The organism is Euzebya pacifica (genome assembly GCF_003344865.1).
In the GTDB taxonomy this organism is placed as follows: domain Bacteria; phylum Actinomycetota; class Nitriliruptoria; order Euzebyales; family Euzebyaceae; genus Euzebya; species Euzebya pacifica.
This window is the reverse complement of the sequence record NZ_CP031165.1, coordinates 5127715-5153718: the sequence shown is the minus strand read 5'-3', so window position 1 is coordinate 5153718 and position 26004 is coordinate 5127715. Positions and strand designations below refer to the sequence as shown.

At 69.0% G+C, this 26004-nt stretch carries 22 protein-coding genes and 4 tRNA genes; 21 read left to right on the top strand and 5 right to left on the bottom strand.

Annotated features, from left to right (window positions below; translation table 11 throughout):
• Positions 1-17: 17 nt before the first annotated feature.
• Together DVS28_RS22235 and DVS28_RS22230 are read left to right on the top strand one after the other, a co-directional pair.
• Positions 18-2078 (top strand): cell wall-binding repeat-containing protein, encoded by a 2061-nt coding sequence (locus tag DVS28_RS22235; protein WP_114593410.1) that lies wholly within the window; start codon positions 18-20, stop codon positions 2076-2078.
• A 177-nt stretch (positions 2079-2255) separates the two neighbouring features.
• The gene (locus DVS28_RS22230; RefSeq protein ID WP_114594343.1) at positions 2256-3077 is read left to right on the top strand and encodes a M48 family metalloprotease; all 822 of its coding nucleotides are present in this window, start codon (positions 2256-2258) and stop codon (positions 3075-3077) included.
• A 102-nt stretch (positions 3078-3179) separates the two neighbouring features.
• Here the strand turns inward: DVS28_RS22230 and DVS28_RS28680 are convergent, their stop codons facing one another.
• Both DVS28_RS28680 and DVS28_RS22225 read right to left on the bottom strand, forming a co-directional pair.
• The gene (locus tag DVS28_RS28680; RefSeq protein ID WP_164710900.1) at positions 3180-3338 is read right to left on the bottom strand and encodes a hypothetical protein; all 159 of its coding nucleotides are present in this window, start codon (positions 3336-3338) and stop codon (positions 3180-3182) included.
• A gap of 152 nt (positions 3339-3490) precedes the next feature.
• Complete coding sequence (locus DVS28_RS22225; protein WP_114593409.1) at positions 3491-3979, bottom strand: YajQ family cyclic di-GMP-binding protein; 489 nt, start codon at positions 3977-3979, stop codon at positions 3491-3493.
• Positions 3980-4099: 120 nt separating this feature from the next.
• Between DVS28_RS22225 and DVS28_RS22220 the strand changes: the two genes are divergently transcribed.
• From DVS28_RS22220 to DVS28_RS22165, 12 genes are all read left to right on the top strand, one after another.
• A tRNA-Tyr gene (locus tag DVS28_RS22220) sits at positions 4100-4181 on the top strand.
• Positions 4182-4383: 202 nt separating this feature from the next.
• A tRNA-Thr gene (locus tag DVS28_RS22215) sits at positions 4384-4456 on the top strand.
• 91 nt (positions 4457-4547) lie between these two features.
• Positions 4548-4620 (top strand) — tRNA-Met (locus DVS28_RS22210).
• Between the two features lie 136 nt (positions 4621-4756).
• Entirely contained in the window at positions 4757-5944 is a 1188-nt protein-coding gene (tuf, locus tag DVS28_RS22205) for an elongation factor Tu (protein ID WP_114593377.1), read from the top strand.
• A 314-nt stretch (positions 5945-6258) separates the two neighbouring features.
• Complete coding sequence (gene infC / locus DVS28_RS22200; RefSeq protein WP_114593408.1) at positions 6259-6777, top strand: translation initiation factor IF-3; 519 nt, start codon at positions 6259-6261, stop codon at positions 6775-6777.
• 160 nt (positions 6778-6937) lie between these two features.
• Positions 6938-7013 (top strand) — tRNA-Trp (locus DVS28_RS22195).
• Positions 7014-7127: 114 nt separating this feature from the next.
• Positions 7128-7352, top strand: coding sequence for a preprotein translocase subunit SecE (gene secE, locus DVS28_RS22190; RefSeq protein ID WP_164710899.1), 225 nt, complete (start codon positions 7128-7130; stop codon positions 7350-7352).
• Positions 7349-8248 carry a transcription termination/antitermination protein NusG gene (gene nusG, locus DVS28_RS29705; RefSeq protein WP_114593406.1) on the top strand — a complete coding sequence of 300 codons (900 nt, stop codon included), beginning with the start codon at positions 7349-7351 and terminating at the stop codon, positions 8246-8248. Before secE ends, nusG begins: the two co-directional genes overlap by 4 nt.
• A 125-nt stretch (positions 8249-8373) precedes the next feature.
• Positions 8374-8802: a 50S ribosomal protein L11 gene (gene rplK / locus DVS28_RS22180; RefSeq protein WP_114593405.1), complete on the top strand. Its 429-nt coding sequence runs from the start codon at positions 8374-8376 to the stop codon at positions 8800-8802.
• A 74-nt stretch (positions 8803-8876) separates the two neighbouring features.
• On the top strand, positions 8877-9617 hold the full coding sequence (gene rplA, locus DVS28_RS22175; RefSeq protein WP_114593404.1) for a 50S ribosomal protein L1: 741 nt from the start codon (positions 8877-8879) through the stop codon (positions 9615-9617).
• Between the two features lie 21 nt (positions 9618-9638).
• Positions 9639-10793, top strand: coding sequence for a class I SAM-dependent methyltransferase (locus DVS28_RS22170; protein ID WP_114593403.1), 1155 nt, complete (start codon positions 9639-9641; stop codon positions 10791-10793).
• Positions 10794-10934: 141 nt separating this feature from the next.
• Complete coding sequence (locus DVS28_RS22165) at positions 10935-12119, top strand: serine hydrolase domain-containing protein (RefSeq protein WP_216826220.1); 1185 nt, start codon at positions 10935-10937, stop codon at positions 12117-12119.
• Between the two features lie 7 nt (positions 12120-12126).
• Here the strand turns inward: DVS28_RS22165 and DVS28_RS22160 are convergent, their stop codons facing one another.
• Positions 12127-13677 (bottom strand): plastocyanin/azurin family copper-binding protein, encoded by a 1551-nt coding sequence (locus DVS28_RS22160; RefSeq protein ID WP_216826219.1) that lies wholly within the window; start codon positions 13675-13677, stop codon positions 12127-12129.
• Between the two features lie 219 nt (positions 13678-13896).
• Here DVS28_RS22160 and DVS28_RS22155 point away from each other — a divergent pair, with 219 nt between their 5' ends.
• Positions 13897-14595 carry an LmeA family phospholipid-binding protein gene (locus DVS28_RS22155; protein WP_164710898.1) on the top strand — a complete coding sequence of 233 codons (699 nt, stop codon included), beginning with the start codon at positions 13897-13899 and terminating at the stop codon, positions 14593-14595.
• Positions 14596-14643: 48 nt separating this feature from the next.
• Here the strand turns inward: DVS28_RS22155 and DVS28_RS22150 are convergent, their stop codons facing one another.
• The gene (locus DVS28_RS22150) at positions 14644-15036 is read right to left on the bottom strand and encodes a four-helix bundle copper-binding protein (protein ID WP_114593400.1); all 393 of its coding nucleotides are present in this window, start codon (positions 15034-15036) and stop codon (positions 14644-14646) included.
• A 53-nt stretch (positions 15037-15089) separates the two neighbouring features.
• Positions 15090-15239: a hypothetical protein gene (locus DVS28_RS28675; RefSeq protein WP_216826218.1), complete on the bottom strand. Its 150-nt coding sequence runs from the start codon at positions 15237-15239 to the stop codon at positions 15090-15092.
• Between the two features lie 146 nt (positions 15240-15385).
• On the opposite strand from DVS28_RS28675, the gene DVS28_RS22145 reads away from it, so the two are divergent.
• The 6 genes from DVS28_RS22145 (at position 15386) to rpoB (ending at position 25935) form a co-directional block, all read left to right on the top strand.
• Positions 15386-17113, top strand: coding sequence for a patatin-like phospholipase family protein (locus tag DVS28_RS22145; protein WP_164710896.1), 1728 nt, complete (start codon positions 15386-15388; stop codon positions 17111-17113).
• Positions 17114-17156: 43 nt separating this feature from the next.
• A complete protein-coding gene (locus tag DVS28_RS22140) occupies positions 17157-18818 on the top strand; it encodes an FAD-dependent oxidoreductase (protein WP_216826217.1) in 1662 nt (553 codons plus the stop codon).
• Positions 18815-20602: an aldehyde dehydrogenase family protein gene (locus tag DVS28_RS22135; protein WP_114593397.1), complete on the top strand. Its 1788-nt coding sequence runs from the start codon at positions 18815-18817 to the stop codon at positions 20600-20602. Before DVS28_RS22140 ends, DVS28_RS22135 begins: the two co-directional genes overlap by 4 nt.
• Positions 20603-20841: 239 nt before the next feature.
• Positions 20842-21363, top strand: coding sequence for a 50S ribosomal protein L10 (gene rplJ / locus DVS28_RS22130; RefSeq protein WP_114593396.1), 522 nt, complete (start codon positions 20842-20844; stop codon positions 21361-21363).
• Between the two features lie 75 nt (positions 21364-21438).
• Positions 21439-21816 (top strand): 50S ribosomal protein L7/L12, encoded by a 378-nt coding sequence (gene rplL, locus DVS28_RS22125; RefSeq protein WP_114593395.1) that lies wholly within the window; start codon positions 21439-21441, stop codon positions 21814-21816.
• A gap of 501 nt (positions 21817-22317) precedes the next feature.
• Positions 22318-25935: a DNA-directed RNA polymerase subunit beta gene (gene rpoB / locus DVS28_RS22120; protein ID WP_114593394.1), complete on the top strand. Its 3618-nt coding sequence runs from the start codon at positions 22318-22320 to the stop codon at positions 25933-25935.
• Positions 25936-26004 lie beyond the last annotated feature (69 nt).

Genomic DNA, 26004 nt, shown 5'->3' with positions numbered 1-26004 from the left:
TCCTAGGGTCGGGCGCCATGGCTACCCGTCGAACGCTCGCGACCGTCCTTGCCGCAGCATTGCTGCTGGCCCTCTCCGTCCAGCCGGTGGTGGGTCAGCCGCCGACGACCGCACGGCTCGGCGACAGCACGGACGTGGTCCTGGCCGCCGTCGACGTGTCGCGGGCAACCTTCTCCCACGGTGCGGCGGAGTACGCCGTCATCGGCCGTGACGACAGCTTCCCCGACAACCTGGCGGCAACCTCCCTGGCAGGGACGCGCGGCCCGCTGCTGTACACCACGGGCGGTGCGACCGCGTACCTTCGGTCGGAGACGCTGGTCGAGCTGCAACGGGTCGTCGCGCCGTTGGACTCCACCTGCACGACGGCCGACGCCGAGGAGGGATTCCACGTCTACCTCGTCGGGGGCACCAACGCGGTGTCCGCGACGGCCGAGCAGCAGCTCGTCGACGCGAACTACTGCGTCTTCCGCCTGGCTGGGGACAGCCGCTACGAGACCGCGGCCGCGATCGCCAGCGAGGTCCGTCGACGGTTCGGATCCGAGGAGGTCCTGATCGCCCGGGCCGACGACTGGGCCGACGCCGCCACCGGTGGGGCCTACGCGGCGTTCGCCGATGTGCCGATCCTCGTGACCGACACCGGTTCGCTGCATCCCGCCGCAGAGGCCTTCCTTGCCGAGCCCGGGTTCTCCGGCCTTCCGGCGACCAGCCGGGCCCACGTCCTCGGCGGCACGGCCGCCATCAGCGCGGGGGTCGAGGACGAGATCGCCGCGTATGCCGACACCAACCGCGTCGCGGGGACCGCCCGCGACCTGACCGCGCTGGCCATCGAGACCCAGCTGTGGGGCAACGACGCCGGGACCGGCCGGCAGCTGGTCAACGGCTATGCCGAGCTCGGCTGGGCCTACGCCTTCGCCGCCGCCCCCACGGCCGCCGTCGACCGGACGCCGCAGGTCTACACCTTCGGCGACGTGCTCATCGACTCGGCCTGCGCCCACCTCGTGGACGAACGGGCCCAGCACGCGACCGGGATCGGCCCGGAGCTCCTGATGCTCCCCCAGGTCCTCGACGCTGCGGCGGCCGCCATGGCCACGGGCTCGTGTGACGGCGAGCCCGTCGCGGGGAGTGCCGAGACCCTCGTCTTCGTGGTGGACGACGTGCTGGACCCCGAGGCCGGGTCCACGCCGGGCCTGTACGTGGCCGAGACCTCGGGTGCGAACCCCCGACTGCTGCGGGCCGGTGACTTCTACGGCCTGCCGTCGTGGGACCCGACCGCCTCGTGGGTCGTGGCACCGGAGGACACCGACGGTGACGGCCTGGCCGAGTCCATCGCCCAGGTGTGGCTCGACGGCCGCCGCGAGATCCTCCACTCGGTGGCACAACCCGTCGGGGGCGGGCAGACCACCATCGGCAACGTCGCCGTCAACCCACGGGTGACGAAGTCCGTCGAGATCGCCTTCGAGCAGATCACCTTCGATCGAGGTGAGGGGGACCCCCTCGTCGAGGTCCTCGTCCACAGCGCCAAGGGCGGGACCATCAGCCTGACCGAGAGCGGATCCGCCCAGCTGTCCTCCGACCCCTACGACCATCGCGGACTGCTGACCCTGTCCGACGGCGGGATCGTCCGGTACGAGGACGAGGTGACCCTCGAGCTCGTGGACCTCGCACCGGGCGACTTCGCCTACCCCGAGTGGAGTGCCGACGGCGACATCGCCTACCGCAGCACCAACGGACTGGACGTGACCCTGCCCGGTGCTAACGGTGGCGCCTTCACGGTCACGCCCGAGTCTGTCCACGACCACGACTGGTTCCCGTCGGGGGATCGGCTGGCGTACGGGTACTTCGACAACGCGCTCGGCGAACCGGTCGTGGCCGTGTCCGACCTGAAGGGCACCAACCCGGGCGTCGAGCAGGTCCTGCCCGGATACGGACGTCCGGAGGTGTCGGCCGACGGCACCCACCTGGCCCTCATCGGACCCGAGGGGATCGAGGTCCTCGACCTCGAGACGAACGCGACCACGCGGATCGCGCCGGTGTCGTTCACCTACGCCTACCCGCCGTACTACGCCGACGGGGGTTGACCCGCGGCCGCGGATTGACCCGAGCTTTACCACCCCGGGGGTTGCGCCGCGCCGGGGCTGCATACGCTTGTGGGCACCCTCCCGCACGGCGCGGGAAGGGGTTCCCCACAGGAGTGTGAGCACACGGTGTTCAAGTCCGTCAAGACCTTCGTCCTGCTGGCCGGCCTGTCCGGCCTGATGCTGGCGGTCGGGTCGTACTTCGGCGGTCAGAGTGGCCTGACGATCGCGCTGGTCCTCGCGCTGGCGATGAACGTCGGCTCGTACTGGTTCAGCGACAAGCTGGCCATCCGCATGGCGCGCGCCGAACCGGCCGACCCCACGTCCTACCCGTGGTACCACCAGATGGTCGGCGACCTCGCGGCCCGGGCCGGCCAGCCGCTGCCCAGGCTGTTCGTCTCACCGTCCCCGCAGCCCAACGCCTTCGCGACCGGCCGCAACCCCACGCATGCCGCGGTGTGCGTCAACCAGGGCCTGATCGACATCCTCGACCGCGAGGAGATGGAGGGCGTGCTCGCCCACGAGCTGTCCCACGTCTACAACCGCGACATCCTGATCGGTTCGGTGGCAGCCACCCTTGCGACCGCCATCACCTTCATGGCCCGCTTCGGGCTGTTCTTCGGGGGCGGCGGCCGCGACCGTGAGGGCGGCGGCCTCGGCGGTGGCATCCTCACCATCTTCCTCGCCCCGATCGCGGCGATGCTGATCCAGTTCGCCGTCACCCGCAGCCGCGAGACGCAGGCAGACACCTCCGGGGCCGAGCTGACCGGAAAGCCGATGGCGCTCGCCAGCGCCCTGCAGAAGCTCGAGGCCGGTGGCAAGGCCCGTGCCCGGCTCGGCGGCACCCCCGCCGAGGCCTCCTCTGCGTTCCAGTCGCTCTACATCTCCGCCCCCTTCGGCGGCTTGGGCAGCATGGGTGGGCTGTTCCGCACCCACCCGAAGACCGAGGACCGGGTCGCCAACCTGCGCGACATCGCCCGCCGGATGGGCCAGCTGGGCTGACCCCCGAACACGACAACGCCCCGCTCCTCGTGGAGCGGGGCGTCTGCGTTCTACTGTGGTTGCGGAGCCGTCACGGCCCGGCGTTGGCTGCGGCAGGCGGACTCAGCGGGCGGCGTTGCGCATGGCCATGCGCGCCTGGAACAGCTCGTGGGACGACCGTGACAACGTCGCAAGGTCGGCCTTGGAGGCCCGAAGGTCCTCGTGGGTCCGGAACTTGTTCAAGAGGTTGGAAAACGCGGCGTCGAACATGGGGTTGGTCATCACAGCTCACCTCCCGGTGAGGGTTGGGGGTTTCGGCTTCTCGTCTGTATGTGAACGAGCGTACTCAGCCGTTCATTCCCAAGTGATGAAGAACATGGCCTGTTGATCATGGCCATCGGGACTGGTCCCAACGGGCCAATCGAAGGTGAACCCTACTTGTAGTTCGTGAACCGAAGGGGAAGGTCCTGGTCGTTGTTCCGCAGCAGGGCCTGCACCTCCTGCAGGGCGTCGCGGGACTTGGCGCTGACCCGGATCTGCTCGTCCTGCATGGACGGGGTCACCTTCAGCTTGGACGCCTTGATGAGCTTGACCATCTCCTTGGCCTTGTCCTTGGGGATCCCGTTCACCAAGGAGATCTCCAGCCGGTAGATGCCGCTCGAGCCGGGCTTGACCTCGCCCACGTCGAGGGCCTTCTGGCTGAGCTTGCGCTTCACCATGCGGGTCTTCAGCACGTCGAGGGCGGCCTCGACGCGCTCCTCGCTGTTCGCCTCGATCAGGATGTCCTCGCCGGACCAGCGGATGCTGGCGCCGGTCCCCTTGAAGTCGAAGCGCTGGGCCAGCTCCTTGCTGGTCTGGTTCAGCGCGTTGTCGACCTCCTGTCGGTCGACCTCGGCCACTACGTCAAAGCTGGAATCTGCCATGCCCCACAGCGTAGTGGTCGCGCGGACCGCGTGGACGATGGACGGCGGGTCTGCGACGGCCGGGGTGCGGAGGTCGGGTGTGCGAAGGTCAGGGGGAGGGTGCTACCCTTCTCGGCTCCCGGTGGGTTGCCCGAGTGGCCAAAGGGAGCGGACTGTAATTCCGTCGGCTTAGCCTACGCAGGTTCAAATCCTGCACCCACCACGGACCGGACGCCCCCTCCTCGCCGAGGGGGCGTTCGTCGTTCCCCTGGGGGTCCGCTCGGTCGGCCGCACCCCGTTCCCGCGACTACTCGATCCTCGGTTCGGCGCGGCTGTGACGGTGGGACAGGTGGCGTAGTTGCACGAGGGCGCCCGAGGGCCGATACTCTCCACCTCTCGCGAGGAACGAATCCACGTCCCTCCACGCCCCCCTAGCTCAGTCGGCAGAGCGCTTCCATGGTAAGGAAGAGGTCAACGGTTCGATTCCGTTGGGGGGCTCACATCACGACCCAGAGCCATCACAGGCTCGGACAACGACGCTTCCCCAGCGTCGACATACAGACCATCGTGCCCCTCCCGGGGCCGACACGGCGGCGTAGCTCAGGGGTTAGAGCACTCGGCTCATAATCGAGGTGTCGGTGGTTCAAGTCCACCCGCCGCTACGACTCCCTCCGGCGGCTCCCGCCGGAGGGTGTGCCCACGACCAGTCGTGGCATCCATCCGAGTCCCCGCCAAGCGGGGCGAATCCGAGCGGCCAGCTCAGGGGCCGCGTCCTCCCGCACACAGGAGCCTGGAGACATGGCTAAGGCAACGTTCGAGCGCACCAAGCCGCACATGAACATCGGCACGATCGGTCACGTCGACCATGGCAAGACCACGTTGACGGCGGCGATCACGACGGTGTTGGCCAAGAACAACCCGAACGTGACCGCGTCGGCGTTCGACATGATCGACAAGGCGCCTGAGGAGCGTGAGCGTGGTATCACGATCAATGTTTCTCACGTGGAGTACGAGACGGAGAAGCGTCACTACGCGCATGTGGATGCGCCGGGTCACGCGGACTACGTCAAGAACATGATCACGGGTGCGGCCCAGATGGATGGGGCGATCCTGGTGGTGTCGGCTGCTGATGGTCCGATGCCGCAGACGCGTGAGCACGTGCTGCTTGCTCGTCAGGTGGGTGTGCCGAACCTGGTGGTGGCGTTGAACAAGGTCGACATGGTCGATGACGAGGAGCTGCTGGAGCTGGTGGAGCTCGAGGTTCGTGAGCTGCTGTCGTCGTATGAGTTCGATGGTGATGACTGCCCGGTGATTCCGGTGTCGGCGTTGAAGGCGCTTGAGGGTGATGAGGCCTGGGAGCAGAACATCCTGGACCTGATGCAGGCGGTGGATGATTTCTTCCCCGACCCCGAGCGTGACCTGGACAAGCCGTTCCTGATGCCGATCGAGGACGTGTTCTCCATCACGGGTCGTGGGACGGTGGTGACTGGTCGTATCGAGGGTGGTGTGGTCACGGTTGGTGACACCATCGAGATCGTCGGGTTGAAGGACACGACGTCGACGACGGTCACTGGTGTGGAGATGTTCCGCAAGCTGTTGAACCGTGGTGAGGCTGGCGACAACGTCGGGGTGTTGTTGCGTGGGACGAAGAAGGACGAGGTGGAGCGTGGTCAGGTGCTGTCGGCGCCGAAGGCGATCACGCCGCACACCAAGTTCGAGGCGCAGGTCTACATCCTGTCCAAGGACGAGGGTGGGCGTCACACGCCGTTCTTCAACAACTATCGTCCGCAGTTCTACTTCCGTACCACGGATGTGACTGGTGCGGTTGAGCTGCCGGGTGGCACCGAGATGGTGATGCCGGGTGACAACACCGAGATGACGGTGGAGCTGATCCAGCCCATCGCGATGGACGAGGGTCTGCGGTTTGCCATTCGTGAGGGTGGTCGGACCGTGGGTGCCGGACGCGTCGTCAAGATCATCGAGTAACCAGCAGGATCTCCAGGAACCGGGCGGGCGTCCTCATCGGACGCCCGCCCGCTTCCGTTTTTTGGGTGCGCCCAGCCGCTCTGGGTATCCCCCACGACGAGTCACCGGCCCGCGTGGGCCCATGACGGTGCGTGTCCTCACTGGGCGAGTTCGGCCCAGCAAGGTCTACGCTCTGTAGTGGGCGGTGCTCGCGACGGGTCAAGCCTTTACCTTGTGCGGAGGTGGGTACACCATCCCCTGCGGGGAGTGTCCTCCCCGTGTGGCCCGAACGGATGTCCAGGGCCCTTGTTTCTTGACCCCGAGCTAGGAGAGATGTGAGCGAACGACTCGCGACGAACCAAGAGATTCGCGCAAAGGAAGTCCGACTGATCGGACCCACCGGTGAGCAGATCGGCATCGTGCCGCTCAAGATCGCCATCGATGCGGCCCGCGAGGCAGACCTCGACCTGGTCGAGGTTGCGCCCAACGCGCAGCCGCCCGTCGCCAAGGTCATGGACTACGGCAAGTACGTCTACGAGCAGGAACGCGCTGCCCGCGACGCCCGCAAGAAGCAGAAGGCGAGTGGTCAGAAGGCGATCCGCCTTAGGCCCAAGACCGACGACCACGACTTCGACACGAAGGTCCGTCAGGCCCGCAAGTTCCTGACCCAGGGCTACAGCGTTCGTTTCCAGGTCATGTTCCGGATGCGTGAGCTTCGCCGTCCCGAGATGGGGCTGGCGCTGCTCGACAAGGTCATCGAGGACCTCGCTGACGTGGGGACCGTGGAGAACCGCTCCGGTCTGCAGGGTCGTTTCGCGACCATGGTGATGGCGCCCAAGGCAGGCGCATCGTAAGCAAGGACGGGGGGTTGTCGGGTCGTCGCCGGCGACCGGTCCGCACGGACGTGCGACACGGTTGCCGACGAGGGCACTGACTGCCTATACTCGTCGTTCCATCGCGTTGGCGGTGGTTTTCCTATGCGGGCAGGTCGCTCTACGAACGGCCCGTTTGCACAGGGGCGTAGCTCAATTGGCAGAGCGTCGGTCTCCAAAACCGAAGGTCGTGGGTTCGATTCCCTCCGCCCCTGCCACACCAGGACGGTGGTCCCCTCCAGACGGGTGACCACCCCTGTCGGACCACCCCGGTCCCCCACCGCCGTCCTCCGGCGGTGTTCCCGAGCCAGACCGCGACCCTCAGGCGCACGATGAGCGACACAACCAACACCGGCGGACCCGAGCGCGCCAAGCGCACCGGTCCCGGGCAGTTCATGAAGGAAGTCCGCGTGGAGCTCCGCCGCGTGGCGTGGCCCTCGCGTCAGGAGGTCGCCCAGTACTCCCTGATCGTCCTGGCCGTCACCCTCGTGCTCGGCGCCATCATCTTCGGCCTCGACCAGCTGTTCGGCCAGCTCGTCTTCTGGATCTTCGGATGACGGACGAGCACACCGACGCAGACCTGCCGACGACGGCCGACGAGGACGCCCCCGTCGAGTCCGACGCCGTCGAGACCGACGACGCCGTCGAGACCGACGACGCGGTCGACACCGACGACGCGGTCGAGGCCGACGACACCGACGATGACGTCGTCGAGGCTGACTCCGATTCCGACGAGGACGGCGACGACCTCGACGACCTGCTGAGTGCTGCGGGTGTGGATGAGGACGCCGAGGACGAGGACGCCGTAGAGGCCGAGTCCGATGAGGCCGAGTCGACCGCAGACGGGTCCGCAGAGACCGAAGAGGACGCGCCCGTCGAGGTGAAGCCCAAGCGCTTCGACCCGATGCGGCTGCCGGGCGACTACTACGTGGTCCACACCTACGCGGGCTACGAGAAGAAGGTCCAGGAGAACCTCAACAGCCGCATCCAGTCCATGAACATGGACGACCGGATCTACGACATCATCATCCCGACGGAGGATGCAGTCGAGATCAAGGGCGGCAAGAAGCAGCAGGTCAAGAAGAAGGTCTTCCCCGGCTACGTGCTGGTGCGCATGGACCTCGACGACGAGTCCTGGTACGTGGTGCGCAACACCCCGGCCGTCACCGGGTTCGTCGGACCTCCCGGCGCCCGTCCGGTCCCCCTCTCCCGCGCCGAGGTCGAGAAGATCCTCGTGCAGCCGGAGGAAGAGGAAGAGACCACCAAGACCAAGAAGACCACGGTCGACTACGACGTCAACGAGAACATCCGCGTGACCTCCGGCCCCTTCGCCGACTTCACCGGAACGATCTCGGAGATCAACGCCGACCAGGAGAAGCTGAAGGTCCTCGTGTCGATCTTCGGCCGCGAGACCCCGGTCGAGCTGACGTTCGACCAGGTCGCCAAGCTGTGACCCAGCGCTAGCCACTCCAGTTCCCCAAGCCCGGGGCATCCGCCCCGACCCCCCGATCCGTGGGAGGGCGCGAATCCCTCCGCCACGTGCGGAAGCGCCCACTCGTACCACGAAGGAGACACATCATGGCAAAGAAGGTCATGGGCCTCATCAAGCTCCAGATCCCGGCTGGCCAGGCCACCCCGGCGCCCCCCGTGGGCCCGGCGCTCGGTCAGCACGGCGTCAACATCATGGAGTTCTGCAAGGCCTACAACGACAGGACCCAGGCCCAGGCCGGGAACGTCATCCCGGTGGAGATCACGGTCTTCGAGGACCGCTCCTTCACCTTCATCACCAAGACGCCGCCGGCTGCCAAGCTGCTGCTGAAGGCCGCCAACCTCGAGAAGGGGTCGGGCGAGCCCAACCGCAACAAGGTCGGCCAGATCGCGCGTGACAAGGTTCGCGAGATCGCCGAGATGAAGATGCCGGACCTCAACGCCAACGACATCGACGCCGCCACGAAGATCATCGAGGGCACCGCCCGTTCGATGGGCCTCGTCGTCGTCGACAAGTAGGCAGCGAAGACCCCATTCCGACGTGGGAGGGCGGCCCGTGTGCCGTCCGCCTGCACCACTCAGGAGACACACCAATGGCAAAGCGTGGAAAGCGTTACGAGGCCGCTGCGGCCAAGATCGACAGCGACAAGGTCTACAGCCCGACCGAGGCGATGACCCTCATCAAGGAGACCACCACTGTCTCCTTCGACCCGACCGTCGAGGTCGCCCTTCGCCTGGGCGTCGACCCGCGGAAGGCCGACCAGATGGTCCGCGGCTCGGTCATCCTGCCCTCCGGCACCGGAAAGACCAACCGCGTTGCGGTGTTCGCCGAGGGGCCCAAGGCCACCGAGGCCAGCGAGGCCGGGGCCGACATCGTCGGTTCCGACACCCTCGTGGAGATGATCGAGGCCGGCAACCTGGACTTCGACGTCGTCATCGCGACGCCGGACCAGATGGGCAAGGTCGGTCGTTTCGGCAAGGTGCTGGGCCCGCGTGGCCTGATGCCGAACCCCAAGACGGGCACCGTCACCATGGACGTCGCCAAGGCCGTCAACGACGCCAAGGGCGGCAAGATCGACTTCCGTGTCGACCGCCAGGGCAACGTGCACGCCGTGATCGGCAAGGCGTCGTTCTCCGCCAAGGACCTGTGGGCCAACTACAACGCCCTCGTCGAGGAACTGCAGCGCCTGCGTCCGGCTTCGGCCAAGGGTCGCTACATCCGCAGCATCGCGGCGTCCACCTCGCAGGGCCCGTCGATTCGCGTCGAGCCCCGCAGCCGTGACGAGTGGGAAGCCGACGGGGCCGTGGCCTCCGAGGCCGCAGCCACCGCCTAGCCCGAGAGGAACGCCCAGCCGATGAGCTGGACCAGTCTGACGGCCGCCCAGCAGGATGCCCTGCTGCGGCGGCCGTTCGACCATTTTGCCCGGTACCGGCTGGCGGCAGAGATCATCTCGGCCACCGTCGGTCCGGACGCCCACGTCCTGGACCTCGGCGGCGGTCCCGGATCCCTGCAGGCGTTCATGCCGGACGCGACGGTGACGTCCACCGACATGTTCCTGCCGGGAAAGTGGCACGAGCAGGCCCCCCGGTTGGTGCTCGCCGACGGGGCGGCCATGCCCTTCGCCGACGACGCCTTCGACGTCGTCGTGTCCATGGACACCCTCGAACACGTCCGGCCCGAGTCGCGCGACGCCTTCCTGGAGGAGACCGCACGGGTGGCTGGCCGCTGGGCCTTCGTGCTGTGCCCGTTCGGCACCCCCGGTGTCGTGGACGCCGACACCGCACTCCGGGAGTACGTCGTCAACCGTTTCGCCCCGGACATGCCGACCATCCGGATCCTGGACGAGCACCTCGGCTACGGCCATCCCGACCTGGACGGCAGCCGGGCCCGTCTCGAGCCGTTCGGTCCCGTCGCGGTCATGCCGAGCGGGCGCATCGACCGATGGTTCGCCGGGATGATCACCTTCTTTCACCTCCTGGCCATCGGGGACGACGAACCCGTCGAGGTCACCCAGCGGTTCGTCAACCGTGCGTTCTACGAAGCCGACCTGGCCGAGCCGGCGTATCGCCACGCCCTGCTGCTGCGCACCGGTGACGACGACGCAACGCCCGAGGACATCATCGGCCCGCTGGTCCAGCGTGCGACCGAGCATCCGCACGGCGAGGCCGACCTTGGCCTGCTCAGGGTCGTCCTGCAGGAGGCGCTGGTCGCCTCGACCGCAGAGGCCCGCCGCGACCGGGCGGAGGCGCTCGCCCGGCTCGAGCAGGTCAGGACCACCGCGCTCGAGGCCGTCCAGGCCGACCGCGACGCCGAGATCGCCGCCCTCAGGGAGCAGCTGGACCGCGTCAAGGGAGACGCGAAGGCCCAGCGCGAGGCGCACGAGTCCGCCGTTGCCCGTGCCGATGCCGCCGAGGCAGAGCTCGACGCGGTTCGCCGGTCCCGCAGCTTCAGGGTGGCGCGCACCGCCGCCGGTGCGGTGTCACGGATCGTGCCCGGGAAGCAGCGGTAGCGGCTCCTCCGGACACCGGGCTGTTGGGTGACCGTGGTCACCAGCCGTAGTATCGGAGGAGTGCTGGACCCCTCCACTTCTTCCCCGTTCGATCCAGAGCCGTTCCATCCACAGCCCTCCGACCAAGGCCCGAGCGTTCCCGTGCCGGCATGGACCAGCCCCTCTGCGCATCTGGTCGATCCACGCTTCACGGCGGTCGCTGCTGCATTCCAGGCGCTCTACCGCAAGCCTCGCGATGGGGGAGGGGCCCTGGCCGTGTACCTCCACGGCCAGCCCGTCCTGGACGTCTGGGCCGGCTTCGCCGACGTCGACACCGGACGTCCGTGGCGATCCGACACCATGGCGATGTCGTTCTCGACGACCAAGGGCGTCACCAGCACCGTGGTCCACCGGCTGATCGCCAAGGGGGTCCTGGACGTCGACGCACCCGTGGCCACCTACTGGCCGGCCTTCGCCGCCGGGGACAAGCACGACCTGCTGCTCGCCGACGTCATGACGCACCGCTCGGGCCTGCACCGGGTCAGGGGCATCGCCGAGGCCAGCGGGGACCTGCTGGACCACCGTCGCATGGCGGCCACCCTCGCCGGGAGGCGGACCGAGGACACCCGCGGCGTCCCCGCCTACCACGCCATGACCTACGGCTACCTGATCGCGGCGATCGTCGAGGGTGCGACAGGGCGTCCCTTCGAGGAGGTGCTGACCGACGAGATCCGGCGTCCCCTGGGGTTGGACGGCCTGTTCATCTCCGCCCCGGTCGACCAGCACGAGCGCATCGCCCCGTTCTTCGAGACGATCGCGCCGTTCGGGATGAGCCTCTCCGCCGTCGGGCACTGGGTGAAGAAGATCGACCGCTTCCGGCCCTTCGTGGACGCCCTCCTGCCGCACGGCTTCGACGAGATGATGAACTCCCCAGCGCTGTGGCAGGCCACCATCCCCGCGGCCAACGGCACGTTCACCGCCCGGTCGCTCGCCAAGATGTACGGGGCGCTCGCCAACGACGGCGTCATGGACGACGAGCAGTTCCTGCCGTCGGCGGTGCTGCAGGAGGCCGGCCGTGTCCGGACCAAGGAACGCGATCGGGTCCTCGGATTCCGCATGCGCTGGCGGCTGGGCTACCACCAGGCCTTCACGGCCGACCGCAACAACCAGCCGCGGATGGCCTTCGGCCACTACGGTCTGGGCGGCTCGGGAGCCTTCGCCGACCCCGAGACCGGCCTGTCGATGGCATTCGTCACCAACAAGCTCGGTCGCGGGTCCACCCCGGTGGCCGACTTCCGGCTGCCGAAGCTGGCCGCGATCGCCCTGGATGCCGTCCGCCAACCGTGACCGCTGGTCAGCCCTCCTCCACGATCACGAGGCCCTGCATCCACGGGTGTGGCGCGCAGAAGTAGGGGTACTCGCCCGACTCGTCGAAGGTGAACGCGAAGGTGTCGCCGGGGGCCATGTCGCCCGAATCGAACCGGCCGTCGGGGCCAGGGGTGCGTCCGTCGGTCGTCCCGGCTGTCACGGTGTGGGGAAGGACGTCGTCGTTGGCCCACGTGACGGTGGTGCCCACGGACACCAGGATCGCGGGTGGGTCGTAGGCACGGTCGCTGTTCGCGGGGTCGAAGGCGCCGTCGGGGATGCTGACCGTGTCGGTGCTGACGACGTCGGCCGGTCCCTCGGCCACCGGCGGCGCGTCCTCGTTCGTGGCTGCCGCCGCAGCCCCGCTGGCTGCCGCCGCGGTGCTCGAGAACAGCTCGGCGTTGTTGCGTCCCTCGACGACCACCTGCCCGATCGCGCCCTTGTAGAACGTTCGGACGAGCGCATGGTCGACCAGGATGATGGTGCTCGGCACGAGGCCGACGAGGTCGACCACGGTGCCCCCGCCAGCAACCACCAGCGTGGACTGTGACCCGCGGATCGGCTGGTTGACCTCGTGGATCGCGGCCTCCGGCCACACCGCATCCCAGTGGCTGCCGATCGGGTGGAAGTTCGACGCCAGGTTCAGGCCCTCGTTGACCATGAAGATCCGTGCGCGCTGTCCCACCTCCATGCGCAGCGCGTTGTCGCCTGCCAGCGCATCGGTCCTGCCGTTGAAGGTCACGTACCGGGGTGTCTCGGCCACCAGCGCATCGCGGTCGAGCTCGGCAAGGCCGTCGGCGTCGGGCTCCTGCACGTACCACTCCGACTGCACGAGCGCCCACTCGAGGTCGGTGTGGGGCATCGGAGTCTCGGGGTCCACCACGAACATGCCGTACATGCCCCGGACGATGTGCTCGGGCACGTCACCGAACGCGCAGTGGTACATGAACGCCCCGGGGTACAGCAGGCGCACCTCGATGCTGGCAACCTCACCGGGCAGCACCGTCAGCGCTTCGGCACCGCCGCCCTGACCCGTGACGGCGTGGAAGTCGATGTTGTGCGCCATGGTGTTGCCGGGGAGATTGGTCAGCCGGATGCGGGCGACGTCACCGACCCGGCCCCGCAGGACCGGTCCGGGCGTGCCGCAGGTCGTGTCGGTGTCACCGGCGACGCGGTATCCCCACATCAGCGTGGTCACCTCGCCGGCCGGATCGAGCGGGCAGACACCCTCGAGCACCTCCAGGTCGACGTCGAACACCGCCGGTTCGGTCCGCGCCGCGGCTGGTGGCATCTCGGGGACGTAGGAGGTGTGTCGCTCCGCCGGGTCCGCCTGCGGCAACGACGCCACCGGCACGATCTCGGGGTGGATCGACGGCAGCTCGTGGCCCGGTGTCCACGTCAGCGCGGCCAGATGGGTGCTGGCGGCCTCTTCGCTGGCCGCGGCGTCGGCCACACGCCGTTCGTCAGCGGACATCGCAGAACAAGCCGCAGCCCCTGCGCCGATGACCAGCGCCCCCATCAGCTCACGACGACGCAACACGGGACCGGTTCGTTCGGACACAGCAACCACCTCCGTCGGCTCGGCCGCGTCGCGGCCATGGGTCCAGTGGACCGCCGGTTCACGTCGCCGATGAGAGGCAACCGGCCCCTCGGGCGCGGGTCGTAGGTCCCGGTCCGGTTCGAGTGCCGTGACTGGCGAAGACGGGCCGTGGCCGATCGGCACGTTTCGCGGCGTGCCCCGTGACCGAGGATGGGGGGTGTGGCCACCCTCGATGCCCCCGCCGATGCCCCGTCCGCCCCTGTCGGAACGGGGGCGCAGCGCCGCGGAGTGCTGGCGCTCGTCCTCGTCGCCGTCCTCGGGCTGCTGCTGGCACTCGGGGAGACGGTGATCGTGGGCCGAGCCGAGTCCCGCATCGCGACGGAGGTGGGGGCGCAGCTGGGTGCGCCCGTCGAGGTGGACATCACCTCGCGGCCAGCAGCGTTCGGGGTGCTGGGCGGCCAGATCGACACGCTCAGACTGACCGCCGCCGCGGTGCCGTTGGAGCGTCAGCCCGTGGTGATCGAGCGGCTCGAGGTCGAGGCAACCGGAATCGCCTTCGACGGTGATGTCGTGACCGATGGCGCCGCGACGTTCCGGGCGGTGCTGGCAGAGGATCAGGTGCGGGCGGCCGTCCCGGTCCTGTTGGCCGGACTGCTCGAGGTGACCGACGAGGCGCTGGTCGTCGATGCCGGCCTGCTGCGCATCCCCCTGGCGCTGTCCGTCGCCGACGATGCGCTGATCGTGCGGCCCGACGGGGTCGTGGGCGAGGCGGCGATCGCGCTGCTCGGGGACCTCGACGGCCTGGTCGACCCGATCCCGCTGCACAGCCCCGACGGCGTCGTCGTCACCGGCGTGGTCGTCGAACCCGACGGGTTGGTCTTCAGCGGCACGCTGGACCCGGTCGTGCTGTCGCGCTGAACGGCCGCCCACTCACCGTGGGGAGGGGCGGCACGTGGTGTCCGGGGGTCAGCTGGCGACGGCCAGGAGCGCCTCGCAGGCGTCCGCGCAGGCGGTGCAGGCCTCGGCGCACATGCGGCAGTGGTCGTGGTCGTGGCTGCCGCATTCCGCCGCACACTCGCGGCAGGTGGCGATGCAGGCCTTGACGATCTCGCGCCAGCTGTCGCCGTTGGGACCGGGGCGGGACAGGACCTCCGCCGTGGTCCGGCAGATCGCCGCACACTGCGTGCACAGGTCGATGCACGTGACCATCGACGCCGGGTCGTCGCCGTGCAGGCAGGCGTCGGCGCAGGTCGCGCAGGTCTGGGCGCACCGAAGGGCCGCGTCGATGGCCGCGGCCAGCTCGTCGAGGTCGAAGGTGTCGCGGGACGGATGGGTCCGGAGGATGTCAGCGGTGCTCATGGCACTTCTCCTACCCCGTACCGGGACGACCCCAACCGTCCCGCGACGCCGGATCAGCTGCCGGTCTCGCACTCCTTGACGTTCTCCACGCCGATGAAGCGCTGGATCTCGCACACGGTGGTGGGGACGGGGCCGGCCGCGGCCGGACCGGCCAGCACGGCGACGAAGACGGCTGACAGGGCGAGGGCGAGCATGCGGGACACGGGATGCCTTTCGGATGGGCGGTATGGGTCCCCTACGGATTCTTCGTCGGTGGCCGATCTCCTCCTCGGCTTCTCGGTATCGTCGGCTGGCGCCGGCTGACGGCCGCCGGCTGGCATGCACGGCGCCCGACACGAGGGGTTGCCGTGTGACCACCGACGTCTCGGTCCTGGCCGGGCTCAGGTTGACCGCTGGGTTCCCGCTGCCCCTGCGGGAACGCATCGCCGAGCGCCTCGTGCCCCAGCACCTGTCGGGGGGTGCATGGCTGTTCCGGCAGGGCGACCCCGGCAGCACGTTGTTCCTCGTGCGCAGCGGCCGGATGGAGATCGTCCGGACGACCGGCGAGACCTCGCGCGTCGTGGCGTTGATGCAGGCCGGCGACTCCCTCGGCGAGCTCGCCCTCCTCTCGGGGGGCACCCGCTCGGCTGGGGCCCGAGCGGTCCGCGACTGCGAGCTGCTGGCGCTGCACCAGCGTGACGTCGCGCCGTTGCTCGGGGATCCGGACTTCGCTGCGGCCATGCTGGGCTCGGTGACGCGCATGCTGCGGGCAGACCCCCCCGATCACGATGCAGCCAGCCGGCGCACCGTCGTGGCCGTCCTGTGCGAGGACGCGGCCCGCTGCACCGAGATCACCGGCGCCCTTGCCGAGGCCTTCTCCACGGAGGGGGTTCGCTGCGCGACGCTGACCGCCCCGTCCGCGAGGTTGGGGCACCCACCGCACGTCCTGCCCCAGCGGACCGGCCGCCGCTTGGACCAGCTCGAGCGCACGCACGACGTCGTGCTGCTCGACGCGGGCACGCCCGACAGCGAGTGGGGCCGGGTGTGCGCACGCCAAGCCGACCGAGTGATCCTGCTGATCGGCCCGACGACCCCACCGCTGCACGATCGCGACGACCTGATCGGCTGCCAGCTGGTGGTGATGGGGGACCGCGACTGCCCGGCGGCTGCCCTGGACGCATGGGAGGACGCCACCAGTCCGCGGGCCCACCACCGGCTGCGCGACGGGCACCGCCGATCTGACCTGGGGCGGCTCGCCCGGCGCCTCAGCGGCCGTTCGCTGGGCCTGGTGCTGTCGGGCGGGGGCGCACGGGCGCTGGCCCACGTGGGCGTCCTCGAGGCGCTGGAGGACGCCGGGGTGGTGGTCGACCGGTTCGGTGGCACCTCGATGGGGGCGTTCCTCAGCGGGCTGGCGGCCACGGGGCGCAGCGCCGCAGACGTTCGGGAGGTCGTCGTTCGCGAGCTGGTGGACAACCGCCCCTTTCGTGACTGGACCGTCCCGCGGCTGGCCCTCATCCGCGGTGAGGACGCCGAACGGATGCTCCAGCGGGTGTTCGGCGACACCGACGTCCGGCAGCTGCCCCGGTCGTGGTTCGCCGTCAGCGCCTCGCTGGACCGGGCCACGACCGTCGTGCACCGGCGGGGCCCCACGTGGGAAGCGGCGGCCTGCTCGATGTCGCTGCCGGGGCTGGCCCCGCCCCGGCGCTGGAACGGCCAGGTCGTCGTCGACGGGGGTGTGCTGGACAACCTGCCCGTCCTCACCATGTGCGGTCAGGACGAAGGCCAGGTGATCGCCTCCGACGTCACCATGCGTCGCCTGCGTGGCGACGCCGGGCGACCGGCGGGGTTGCCGACCATCGTCGAGACGTTGACCACCACGATGGCGCTGGCCAGCCACACCGCGGTCGATCGCGGCCGACGCGCGGCACGCCTGGTCATCGATCCGGTGGTCGACGACCTCGACCTGCTGGACTTCGGCCAGGTCGACCGGGCGATCCGGGCTGGCCGAGTCGCGGCGGAACGGGCGCTCGAGGCCGCAGGGGACCTGCGCCGTCCGGTCGGCGCCGAGGCCCTGTTGCCCGCCCCGGAGCGGGAGTAGCATCGATCCGCAGAGGGCGTCGTACTCCTGAGGGGAGTTCGTGTTGGGCACGACAGAACCTGCGGTTACGCGGATCGTCTGCATCGGCGGTGGCTACTGCGCGCTGTTCCTGGTCAAGGCGCTGCGCCGCGCCGTGCGCAGGGGCGACGTCGAGCTGGTCATCGTCAGCCGCACCAACTTCCATGCCTTCCACGGCTTCGTCGGCGAGATGCTGTCGGGACGGATCCAGCCGCAGGCGATCCTGTCGCCCGCCCGTCGCGTCTTCCGGCCGGCCCGCTTCATGAACGCCGAGGTCACGGCCATCGACCTCGACGAGCAGCAGCTGACCATCTCGCGGTTGCTCGACGGACGCGAGCAGGTCCTGGGCTACGACCACCTCGTCGTGTCCGTCGGGGTCGCCGATGACGTCGATGGCTATCCGGGCCTGCGCGAGCACGGGCTGCTGCTGCGCGACTATCGCGACGCCTGGCACACCCGGAACCACCTGCTGCAGATGATGGAGATGGCCGCCATCGAACCCGACCCGGTCGAACGCCGGCGGCTGCTGACCGTGGTCGTGGCCGGCGGTGGGTTCGGCGGGGTCGAGGTCGCCACCGAGCTCGACGAGTGGGCCAGCCGGTTGTGCCGTGACGAGTTCGCCGACGTCGACCGGGACGAGGTCAACGTGGTGCTGGTCCACAGCGGCGAACGGATCCTGCCCGAGCTGCAGGGCCGGCACGACCGGCTCGTCGACCGGGCCGAACGGTTCATCGCTCGCCGCACCCGCCTGGACGTCCGCACGGGTACGCGGGTGATCGGTGCGACGGCGACGGACGTGCGGCTCGACGACGGCACCTCCATCCCGACACGGACCGTCATCTCCTCCACCGGGACCGCGTCGAGCCCCCTCCTCGACCAGCTCCAGGTCGAACGCGACGACCGTGGACGCGTGATCGTGGACGACACCGTTGCCGTGCCCGGGACGACCGGCCTGTGGGCTGGAGGGGACTGCGCGGCGGTGCCGCATCCCAAGGGCGGGACGTGTCCCCAGCTGGCGTTGTTCGCGATGATGCATGGCTGGCGGATCGGCCGGAACATCCTGCGGGTCAGGGCCGGCAGGCCACCGAAGCCGTTCGGGTTCACCGAGCTCGGTGATGCCTGCGCCCTGGGCCGACGCAACGCCGTGGCCCACCTGCGCGGAGTGCCGATCACCGGCTTCGCGGGGTGGGTGCTGTGGAAGGTGTTCCTGCTGGCGTTCGTGCCGGTCTGGGACCGACGGCTGCGGCTGCTGCTGGACTGGACGCTGACGCCGTTCACCGGCCGGGAGATCACCCAGCTGCCCCTCGATGACGCGGTGGGGCTCGATCGCGAGCGGTTCGAGGCCGGACAGGTCGTCTTCGAGCAGGGCGAGATCGGCCGCAAGCTGTACCTGATCTGGGAGGGGCGCGTCGAGGTCGTCCGTGACGGCCAGGTCCTGGCGACGCTCGGCCCCGGCCAGCACTTCGGCGAGACCGCGGTGTTCGAGGAGGTCCGACGGACGGCCAGCATCCGGGCCCTCACCACCGTGGAGGTCGTCACGATGGGCCGGTCCGGGGCCCGCACCCTGTCGGAGACCCTGGAGTCCTTCGGCGAGGCGGTGCGGATGCGCCCGACCGGCCTGCCCTCGGATCCCGCCGACATCGATCTCACCCCAGCCCCGGTCGTCGTGGAGGAGCAGGAAGCATGAGCAGCGTCGTCGAGCCGTCCCGTTCCGAACTGCCCGCCGAGCTGTCGCGCTGGGTCATGGATGCCGAGTGGGGCGACGGCGAGCAGATCGTCACCGCGGGCGACCCGGGGGACAGCTGCCTGTTCCTCGACGACGGGGTGGTCCGGCTGGAGGTGCCGGGCGAGCACCTCGACACCGATGTCGTCCTCGGCTACCTGGACGCCGGCGAGATCCTGGGGGAGATCGGCTTGCTCGACGGGCAGCCCCGTTCGGCCACCGCCATCGCCGAGGGACCCGTTCGTGGTCGCTGGCTGACCCGCGACGCCCTGCTGCGAATGACCGGCGAGGCGCCCGACCTGGCCGTGTCCGTGGTCCGGTTGATCGCCACGGACCTCGCCACCAAGCTGCGTGCCACCAGCGGCCGCCTCGCCAGCGTGCTGGAGGCCTCGGCTCCCGACCTGGTCGTGGAGGAGACCGTCGCCCGTGGCGTCGCGGCGCAGCGGGCCCTCGACGCCGTCCCCGAGGACGTCATGGACGCCGTCATCGCTGACCTGGCCGAGGCGTTCGGCGCGGCCGCCGCGACGCTCGCCGCACGGACCGTCGAGGTCACCCACATCGGACGCGTCGACCACAAGACGATGAAGAACGCCTGGGCCGCGCTCGGGGTGCACCGGTCTATGGCCGGGGCGGTTGGCCGTGGACCCCTCGGCGGCACCGACACCGTGACCGACGTGGCGGCGCCGGTGGGGCTCGTCTTCGGGATCATCCCCGTGACCAACCCGGTCGCGACGGCCATGTTCAAGGTGTTGTCCGCGTTGCGGTCCGGCAACGCCATCATCCTGTCCTTCCACCGCATCTGCCTGCCCCTGGCCGACGAGGTCGGCGAGCTGGTCCACACGGTCCTGGCGCGGCACGGCCTGCCCGTCGACGCGGTGCAGTGGGTGCGCGAACGGGCCAGCCGCCAGCGGACCGCGCGGTTCATGGCGCACCCCGACGTGGCGCTCATCCTGGCGACCGGCGGGCCCGGCATGGTCCGGGCCGCCTACTCCTCGGGCACCCCCGCCATCGGGGTCGGCCCCGGCAACACGCCCTGCTGGGTTGCCGCCGACGCCGACCTGGACCAGGCGGCCGGGTCGATCATCGCCTCCAAGAGCTTCGACAACGGGTTGATCTGTGGCGCCGAGCACAACCTCGTCGTCGACGCAGCCGTGGTCGACGGGTTGCTCGACCGGCTGGCCGCGATGGGGGCCGCCGTGCTCGACGAGGACGAGGCGGCGCGTTTCCTGGACGCGGTCACCACCGAGGACGGCACGGGATTCCGGCCCGAGGTGCTGGGGCAGTCTGCCCAGACGCTCGCGGGGTTCCTCGGGATCAGCCGGCCGCACGAGATCCAGGTCCTCGTATTCCGCGCCGATCCCGACCTGTCCTCGCCCGTCACCAGCGAGAAGCTGTCGCCGTTCCTGCCCGTCTTCACCGTCGACGGCGACGACGCGGCGCTCGGGCTGTGCCTGGCGCTGCTGGACAAGATGGGCACCGGCCACACCGCCATCGTGCACACCGCCTCCGAGGTCCGGATCGCCTCGTTCGCCGATGCCGTCCCCGCCTCGCGAATCCTGGTCAACTCGCCCGGCTCGCAGGGTGTGTGCGGCCTGACCACCGACCTGGCGCCCACGTTGACGCTCGGCTGCGGGACCTTCGGCGGCAACTCGACCACCGACAACGTCACGTGGGCCAACCTGCGCAACGTCAAGCGCATCGCCCGGGTCACCCCGCCGCACCTGGAGCCCATCCTCCACCTCCTCTGAGGTCGACACCCCCGCCGGGCGGGTTGCGTTGCCGCGGCGCCCCACGTACCATCCCGGGTCCGCCCGAGACCGTTGGCGTTCGCGTGTACGCGAACTGAAGCGAACCAGCGCAGGTGAGTGAGCAGCACATCGTGTGCGCCCATCACGCCCTGCGCCGTCCTCGGCCGGGGCGTTCGTCGTTTCGGCGCCGAGCCCCGAACACACAGATCTCACTCACCCTCCAGCCCTTAGGAGCCCCAATGGGAGCGCGCCCCCAGAAGACCGCCGTGGTAGAGCGGGTCCGGGATGACCTGTCCGCCACCACCGCGACCGTCCTGACCGACTACCGTGGCCTGTCGGTCCCGCAGATGGCCGAGCTTCGCGAGAAGCTTCGCGAGAGCGGCGCGACCTACAAGGTCGCCAAGAACACGCTGATCCGGCTGGCCGCCAAGGAGCTCGGGTACGACGTGCCCGACGCGACCCTGAGCGGTCCGACGGCGCTGGCCTACACCGGTGAGGACATCGCGTCCGCCGCCAAGGCCCTCAAGAACTTCGCCAAGGACAACCCGCAGCTCGTCATCAAGGGCGCCATCCTCGAGGGCAACTACCTCGACGCCGACGACGCGGCCGCCCTGGCGGACCTGGAGTCCCAGGAGGAGCTGCTGGCCAGCTTCGTCGGGATGTTCGAGACCATGCTGGCCTACATGCCGCGGATGGTCGACGACATGCTCGGCGAGACGGCCGGACTCATGGAGGCCCTCGAGGCCAAGAAGGACGGCTAGGGCCGTTCGGCTCTTCCATTTCGCACTGCCAGACCCGATCACCCCGATCACCCCACACATCAAGGAGTAACTGACATGGCCATTACCGTCGACGAACTGATCTCCGCCTTCGAGGAAATGACCCTCCTCGAGCTCAAGGAGTTCCGCGACAAGTTCAAGGAGCACTTCGACGTCGTCGCCGCCGCGCCGGTCGCCGTCGCTGCCGCCGGTGGCGGTGGCGAGGCTGCCGCCGAGGAGGAGAAGACCGAGTTCGACGTCATCCTCGAGTCCGCTGGCGACCAGAAGATCAAGGTCATCAAGGAGGTGCGCGGTATCACCAGCCTGGGCCTGAAGGAGGCCAAGGAGCTGGTGGACGGCGCCCCGAAGCCCGTCCTCGAGGGTGCGTCCAAGGAAGACGCGGAGAAGGCCAAGGAGGCCCTCGAGGCCGTCGGCGCCTCCGTCGCCCTCAAGTAGCAGTACCCGCCGGGCCCACAGCCCAGCACCGAACGCCGGGTGGTCATCGCGACCGCCCGGCGTTCGTCGTGTTATCGTTCTCCGCGGCAAACGCCCTCCGGACGTCCACCGACGTCCCGGACAGGTGGGTTGCGCGGCGTGCTCTGCCGTGTATTCTTCACGTTTGCCAATCTTTCGGGTTCGCACCCGGCGAGGGAGTCGTCACGAGCACCAGCACGCTTGACCGCAAGGTCGGGTCTGTATCCACGCAGCACAGGTTTGTCTTGGGCTGCGTTGTTGCGTGTGCGGGTGGTCGTTGCTGCAGTGGGCCGTACCGGTCCATGACGATGCTCCGAGGTCATGCGAGTCCGGTGTCCACCAGCAGCCCAGGACACGTCACCGCACCGCCCTGCTCGGTGACCGGCTAGCGCCCACACGCGCCGGCCGCGAAGTCACTTCCCGCGACCCGAACCCATTGGGGACTGGTCGTCGTGCACACCCGACAACTCCAGGAGCAAAGCCTTGTCGACGCTCTCCAATGCCTCCAGCAAGTCCCGTGGGACGCGCCTGTCCTTCGCCAAGATCCACGAGCCGCTGCCGATCGACGACCTCGACCTGGTCGCCATCCAGCGCGACAGCTTCGACTGGCTCAAGGAGAACGGACTGGAGGAGGTGCTGACCGAGCTGTCCCCGATCGAGGACTTCACCGGTCAGATGGCCCTCAGCCTGACCGAGCACCAGTTCGAGGCGCCCAAGCACTCCACCGAGGAATGCCGCGAGAAGGACCTGACCTACTCCGCGCCGCTGTTCGTCACCGCTGAGTTCGTCAACGCCCAGACCGGTGAGATCAAGCAGCAGAAGGTCTTCATGGGCGACTTCCCCATGATGACGGAGAAGGGCACGTTCATCATCAACGGGACCGAGCGCATCGTCGTGTCCCAGCTGGTGCGGTCCCCGGGCGTGTACTTCGACGCCGACGTCGACAAGACCACCGGTCGCGACATCTTCGGCTGCAAGATCATCCCCTCGCGTGGTGCGTGGCTGGAGATGGAGATCGACAAGCGCGGCTTCGCCGGTGTGCGTGTCGACCGCAAGCGCCGCCAGCACCTGTCGGTCCTGTACCGCGCCCTGAAGGCCATCGTCTTCAACGCCGAGACCCAGGAGTACGAGCTCGCGGCCCGCGAGGTCCTCGACGAGCCGGTCCCGGACGACGAGATCCTCGAGTTCTTCGGTGTCCTCGGTGACCCCGAGGGCTTCGACCCCCAGCGCGCCGAGATCCGCGAGATCATGGACCGCACGCTGGCCAAGGACAACATCGCGACGCCTGCTGACGCGCTGATGGACATCTACCGCAAGCTGCGTCCCGGTGAGCCCCCCACCCCGGACTCCGCCGGCCAGCTGATGATCAACTACTTCTTCAACGGCAAGCGCTACGACCTTGCCCGCGTCGGTCGGTACAAGGTCAACAAGAAGCTCGGCCCGGAGCAGGTCCGCATGGGCCTGCGCACCCCCGAGGAGGCCAAGCCCCGCGTCGACGACCAGATCACCGAGGCGCTGGCCGAGGCCGACTCCGGTGACAAGCGTGACGTCCGCCCCACCTCCCTCATGGGAGAGGACCCTACCCCCATCGGTCACGTCCTCACCAAGGAGGACGTGCTGGCGACCATGAACTACCTGCTGCAGCTGTCCAGCGGCGCGGACGGGTACGCCACCGACGACATCGACCACTTCGGCAACCGTCGCCTGCGCAGCGTCGGCGAGCTGATCCAGAACCAGGTCCGCATCGGCCTGTCCCGCATGGAGCGTGTCGTCCGCGAGCGGATGACCACCCAGGACGTCGAGACGATCACGCCGCAGACGCTGATCAACATCCGGCCGGTCGTGGCGTCGCTGAAGGAGTTCTTCGGCGCGTCGCAGCTGAGCCAGTTCATGGACCAGACCAACCCGCTGTCGGGCCTGACCCACAAGCGTCGCCTCTCGGCGCTCGGCCCGGGCGGTCTGTCGCGTGAGCGCGCCGGCTTCGAGGTGCGAGACGTGCACCCGTCCCACTACGGCCGCATGTGCCCCATCGAGACGCCTGAAGGTCCCAACATCGGCCTGATCGGCTCGTTGGCCACCTACGCCAAGCTCAACGAGTTCGGCTTCATCCAGACGCCGTACCGCAAGGTCGTCAACGGCATCGTCACCGAGCAGATCGACTACCTGACCGCCGACGAGGAGGGCCGCTACAACGTCGCCCAGGCCAACGCGCCCCTCAACGCCGACGGCTCCTTCACCAACGACCGCGTGCTGGTCCGCCTCCCCGGTGGCAACCCGCGAGAGGTGCAGCCGAGCCTGGTCCACTACATGGACGTGTCCCCGCGACAGATCGTCTCCGTCGCCGCGGCCATGATCCCGTTCCTGGAGCACGACGACGCCAACCGTGCGCTCATGGGCACCAACATGCAGCGCCAGGCGGTGCCGTTGCTCCGCAGCGACTCGCCGTACGTCGGCACGGGCCTGGAGTCCAAGGCTGCCCGCGACGCCGGTGACGTCGTCATCAGCGACCAGGGCGGCACGGTGGTCGAGGTGGCCGCTGACCGCATCATCCTCAAGACCCCCGAGGGGACGCTGGAGAAGCACTTCCTCTCCAAGTTCGAGCGCACCAACCAGGGCACTTGTTACAACCAGAAGCCGACCGTCGACGAGGGTGACGAGATCCTGCCGGGTCAGATCATCGCCGACGGTCCCTGCACCGACACCGGTGAGATGGCGCTGGGGCAGAACCTGCTGGTCGCCTTCATGACCTGGGAGGGCTTCAACTACGAGGACGCGATCATCCTGTCCGAGCGGCTCGTGAAGGAGGACGTCCTGACGTCCATCCACATCGAGAAGTTCGAGGTCGACGCCCGTGACACCAAGCTGGGCGCGGAGGAGATCACCCGCGACATCCCCAACGTGTCGGAGGAGGTCCTGGCCAACCTCGACGAGCGCGGCATCGTCCGCATCGGCGCCGAGGTCAAGCCGGGCGACATCCTGGTCGGCAAGGTCACCCCGAAGGGCGAGACCGAGCTGACCCCGGAGGAGCGCCTGCTGCGCGCCATCTTCGGCGAGAAGGCCCGCGAGGTCCGGGACACGTCCCTGAAGGTCCCCCACGGTGACACCGGCATCGTCATCGGTGTCCGCACGCAGTCGCGTGAGGACGGCGACGAGATGCAGCCGGGCGTCAACGACCTGGTCCGCGTGTACGTGGCGCAGAAGCGCAAGATCTCCGACGGCGACAAGCTGGCCGGACGCCACGGCAACAAGGGCGTCATCTCCAAGATCCTGCCGATCGAGGACATGCCGTTCCTGCAGGACGGGACCCCGGTCGACGTCGTGCTGAATCCCCTGGGCGTGCCGTCGCGCATGAACGTCGGACAGGTCCTGGAGACCCACCTCGGCTGGGTCGCCTCCAACGGCTGGGACTTCGAGTCCAAGCCCGAGTGGTTCGACCGCATGGGCTGGGGCGAGGACATGAAGACCCACGCCCCGCAGAAGCTGGCGACGCCCGTCTTCGACGGTTGCCGCGAGGACGAGCTGCAGGACCTGCTGGAGAACACCAACGTCGGTGCCCACGGCGAGCGCATCGTCGGCCGCGAGGGCAAGGCGGTCGTGTACGACGGTCGTTCCGGCCAGCCGGTCGACCAGGCCATCACGGTCGGCTACATGTACATCCTGAAGCTGCTGCACCTGGTCGACGACAAGATCCACGCCCGTTCGACCGGTCCGTACTCGATGATCACCCAGCAGCCGCTCGGTGGTAAGGCGCAGTTCGGTGGCCAGCGGTTCGGTGAGATGGAGGTGTGGGCCCTGGAGGCCTACGGCGCCGCCTACGCCCTGCAGGAGCTGCTGACGGTCAAGTCCGACGACGTCGTGGGCCGCGTGAAGGTCTACGAGGCCATCGTCAAGGGCGAGAACATCCCGGAGCCGGGCATCCCCGAATCCTTCAAGGTGCTCGTCAAGGAAATGCAGTCCCTCTGCCTGAACGTCGAGGTCCTCTCCGCGTCCGGTGAGGAGATCGAGTTCCGCGACTCCGACGAGGACGCCTTCCGCGCGGCCGAGGAGCTGGGCATCAACCTGTCCCGCCCCGAGCGCCAGACCGACGACATCGCCGGTTGATCGCGACCTAGTCGCTGGATCGACCGGAACAACAAGACTGCGGCGCGCTGCGCCACCAAGGGTTTAGGA

Coding starts and splice junctions, on each gene's coding strand:
- secE (WP_164710899.1), top strand. CDS start 7,128: ATGAGCGACACAACCAACACCGGCGGACCCGAGCGCGCCAAGCGCACC.
- DVS28_RS22235 (WP_114593410.1), top strand. CDS start 18: ATGGCTACCCGTCGAACGCTCGCGACCGTCCTTGCCGCAGCATTGCTG.
- rplK (WP_114593405.1), top strand. CDS start 8,374: ATGGCAAAGAAGGTCATGGGCCTCATCAAGCTCCAGATCCCGGCTGGC.
- DVS28_RS22225 (WP_114593409.1), bottom strand. CDS start 3,979: ATGGCAGATTCCAGCTTTGACGTAGTGGCCGAGGTCGACCGACAGGAG.
- nusG (WP_114593406.1), top strand. CDS start 7,349: ATGACGGACGAGCACACCGACGCAGACCTGCCGACGACGGCCGACGAG.
- DVS28_RS22230 (WP_114594343.1), top strand. CDS start 2,256: ATGCTGGCGGTCGGGTCGTACTTCGGCGGTCAGAGTGGCCTGACGATC.
- rplJ (WP_114593396.1), top strand. CDS start 20,842: ATGGGAGCGCGCCCCCAGAAGACCGCCGTGGTAGAGCGGGTCCGGGAT.
- tuf (WP_114593377.1), top strand. CDS start 4,757: ATGGCTAAGGCAACGTTCGAGCGCACCAAGCCGCACATGAACATCGGC.
- rplA (WP_114593404.1), top strand. CDS start 8,877: ATGGCAAAGCGTGGAAAGCGTTACGAGGCCGCTGCGGCCAAGATCGAC.
- DVS28_RS22135 (WP_114593397.1), top strand. CDS start 18,815: ATGAGCAGCGTCGTCGAGCCGTCCCGTTCCGAACTGCCCGCCGAGCTG.
- DVS28_RS22170 (WP_114593403.1), top strand. CDS start 9,639: ATGAGCTGGACCAGTCTGACGGCCGCCCAGCAGGATGCCCTGCTGCGG.
- DVS28_RS22150 (WP_114593400.1), bottom strand. CDS start 15,036: ATGAGCACCGCTGACATCCTCCGGACCCATCCGTCCCGCGACACCTTC.
- DVS28_RS28680 (WP_164710900.1), bottom strand. CDS start 3,338: ATGACCAACCCCATGTTCGACGCCGCGTTTTCCAACCTCTTGAACAAG.
- rplL (WP_114593395.1), top strand. CDS start 21,439: ATGGCCATTACCGTCGACGAACTGATCTCCGCCTTCGAGGAAATGACC.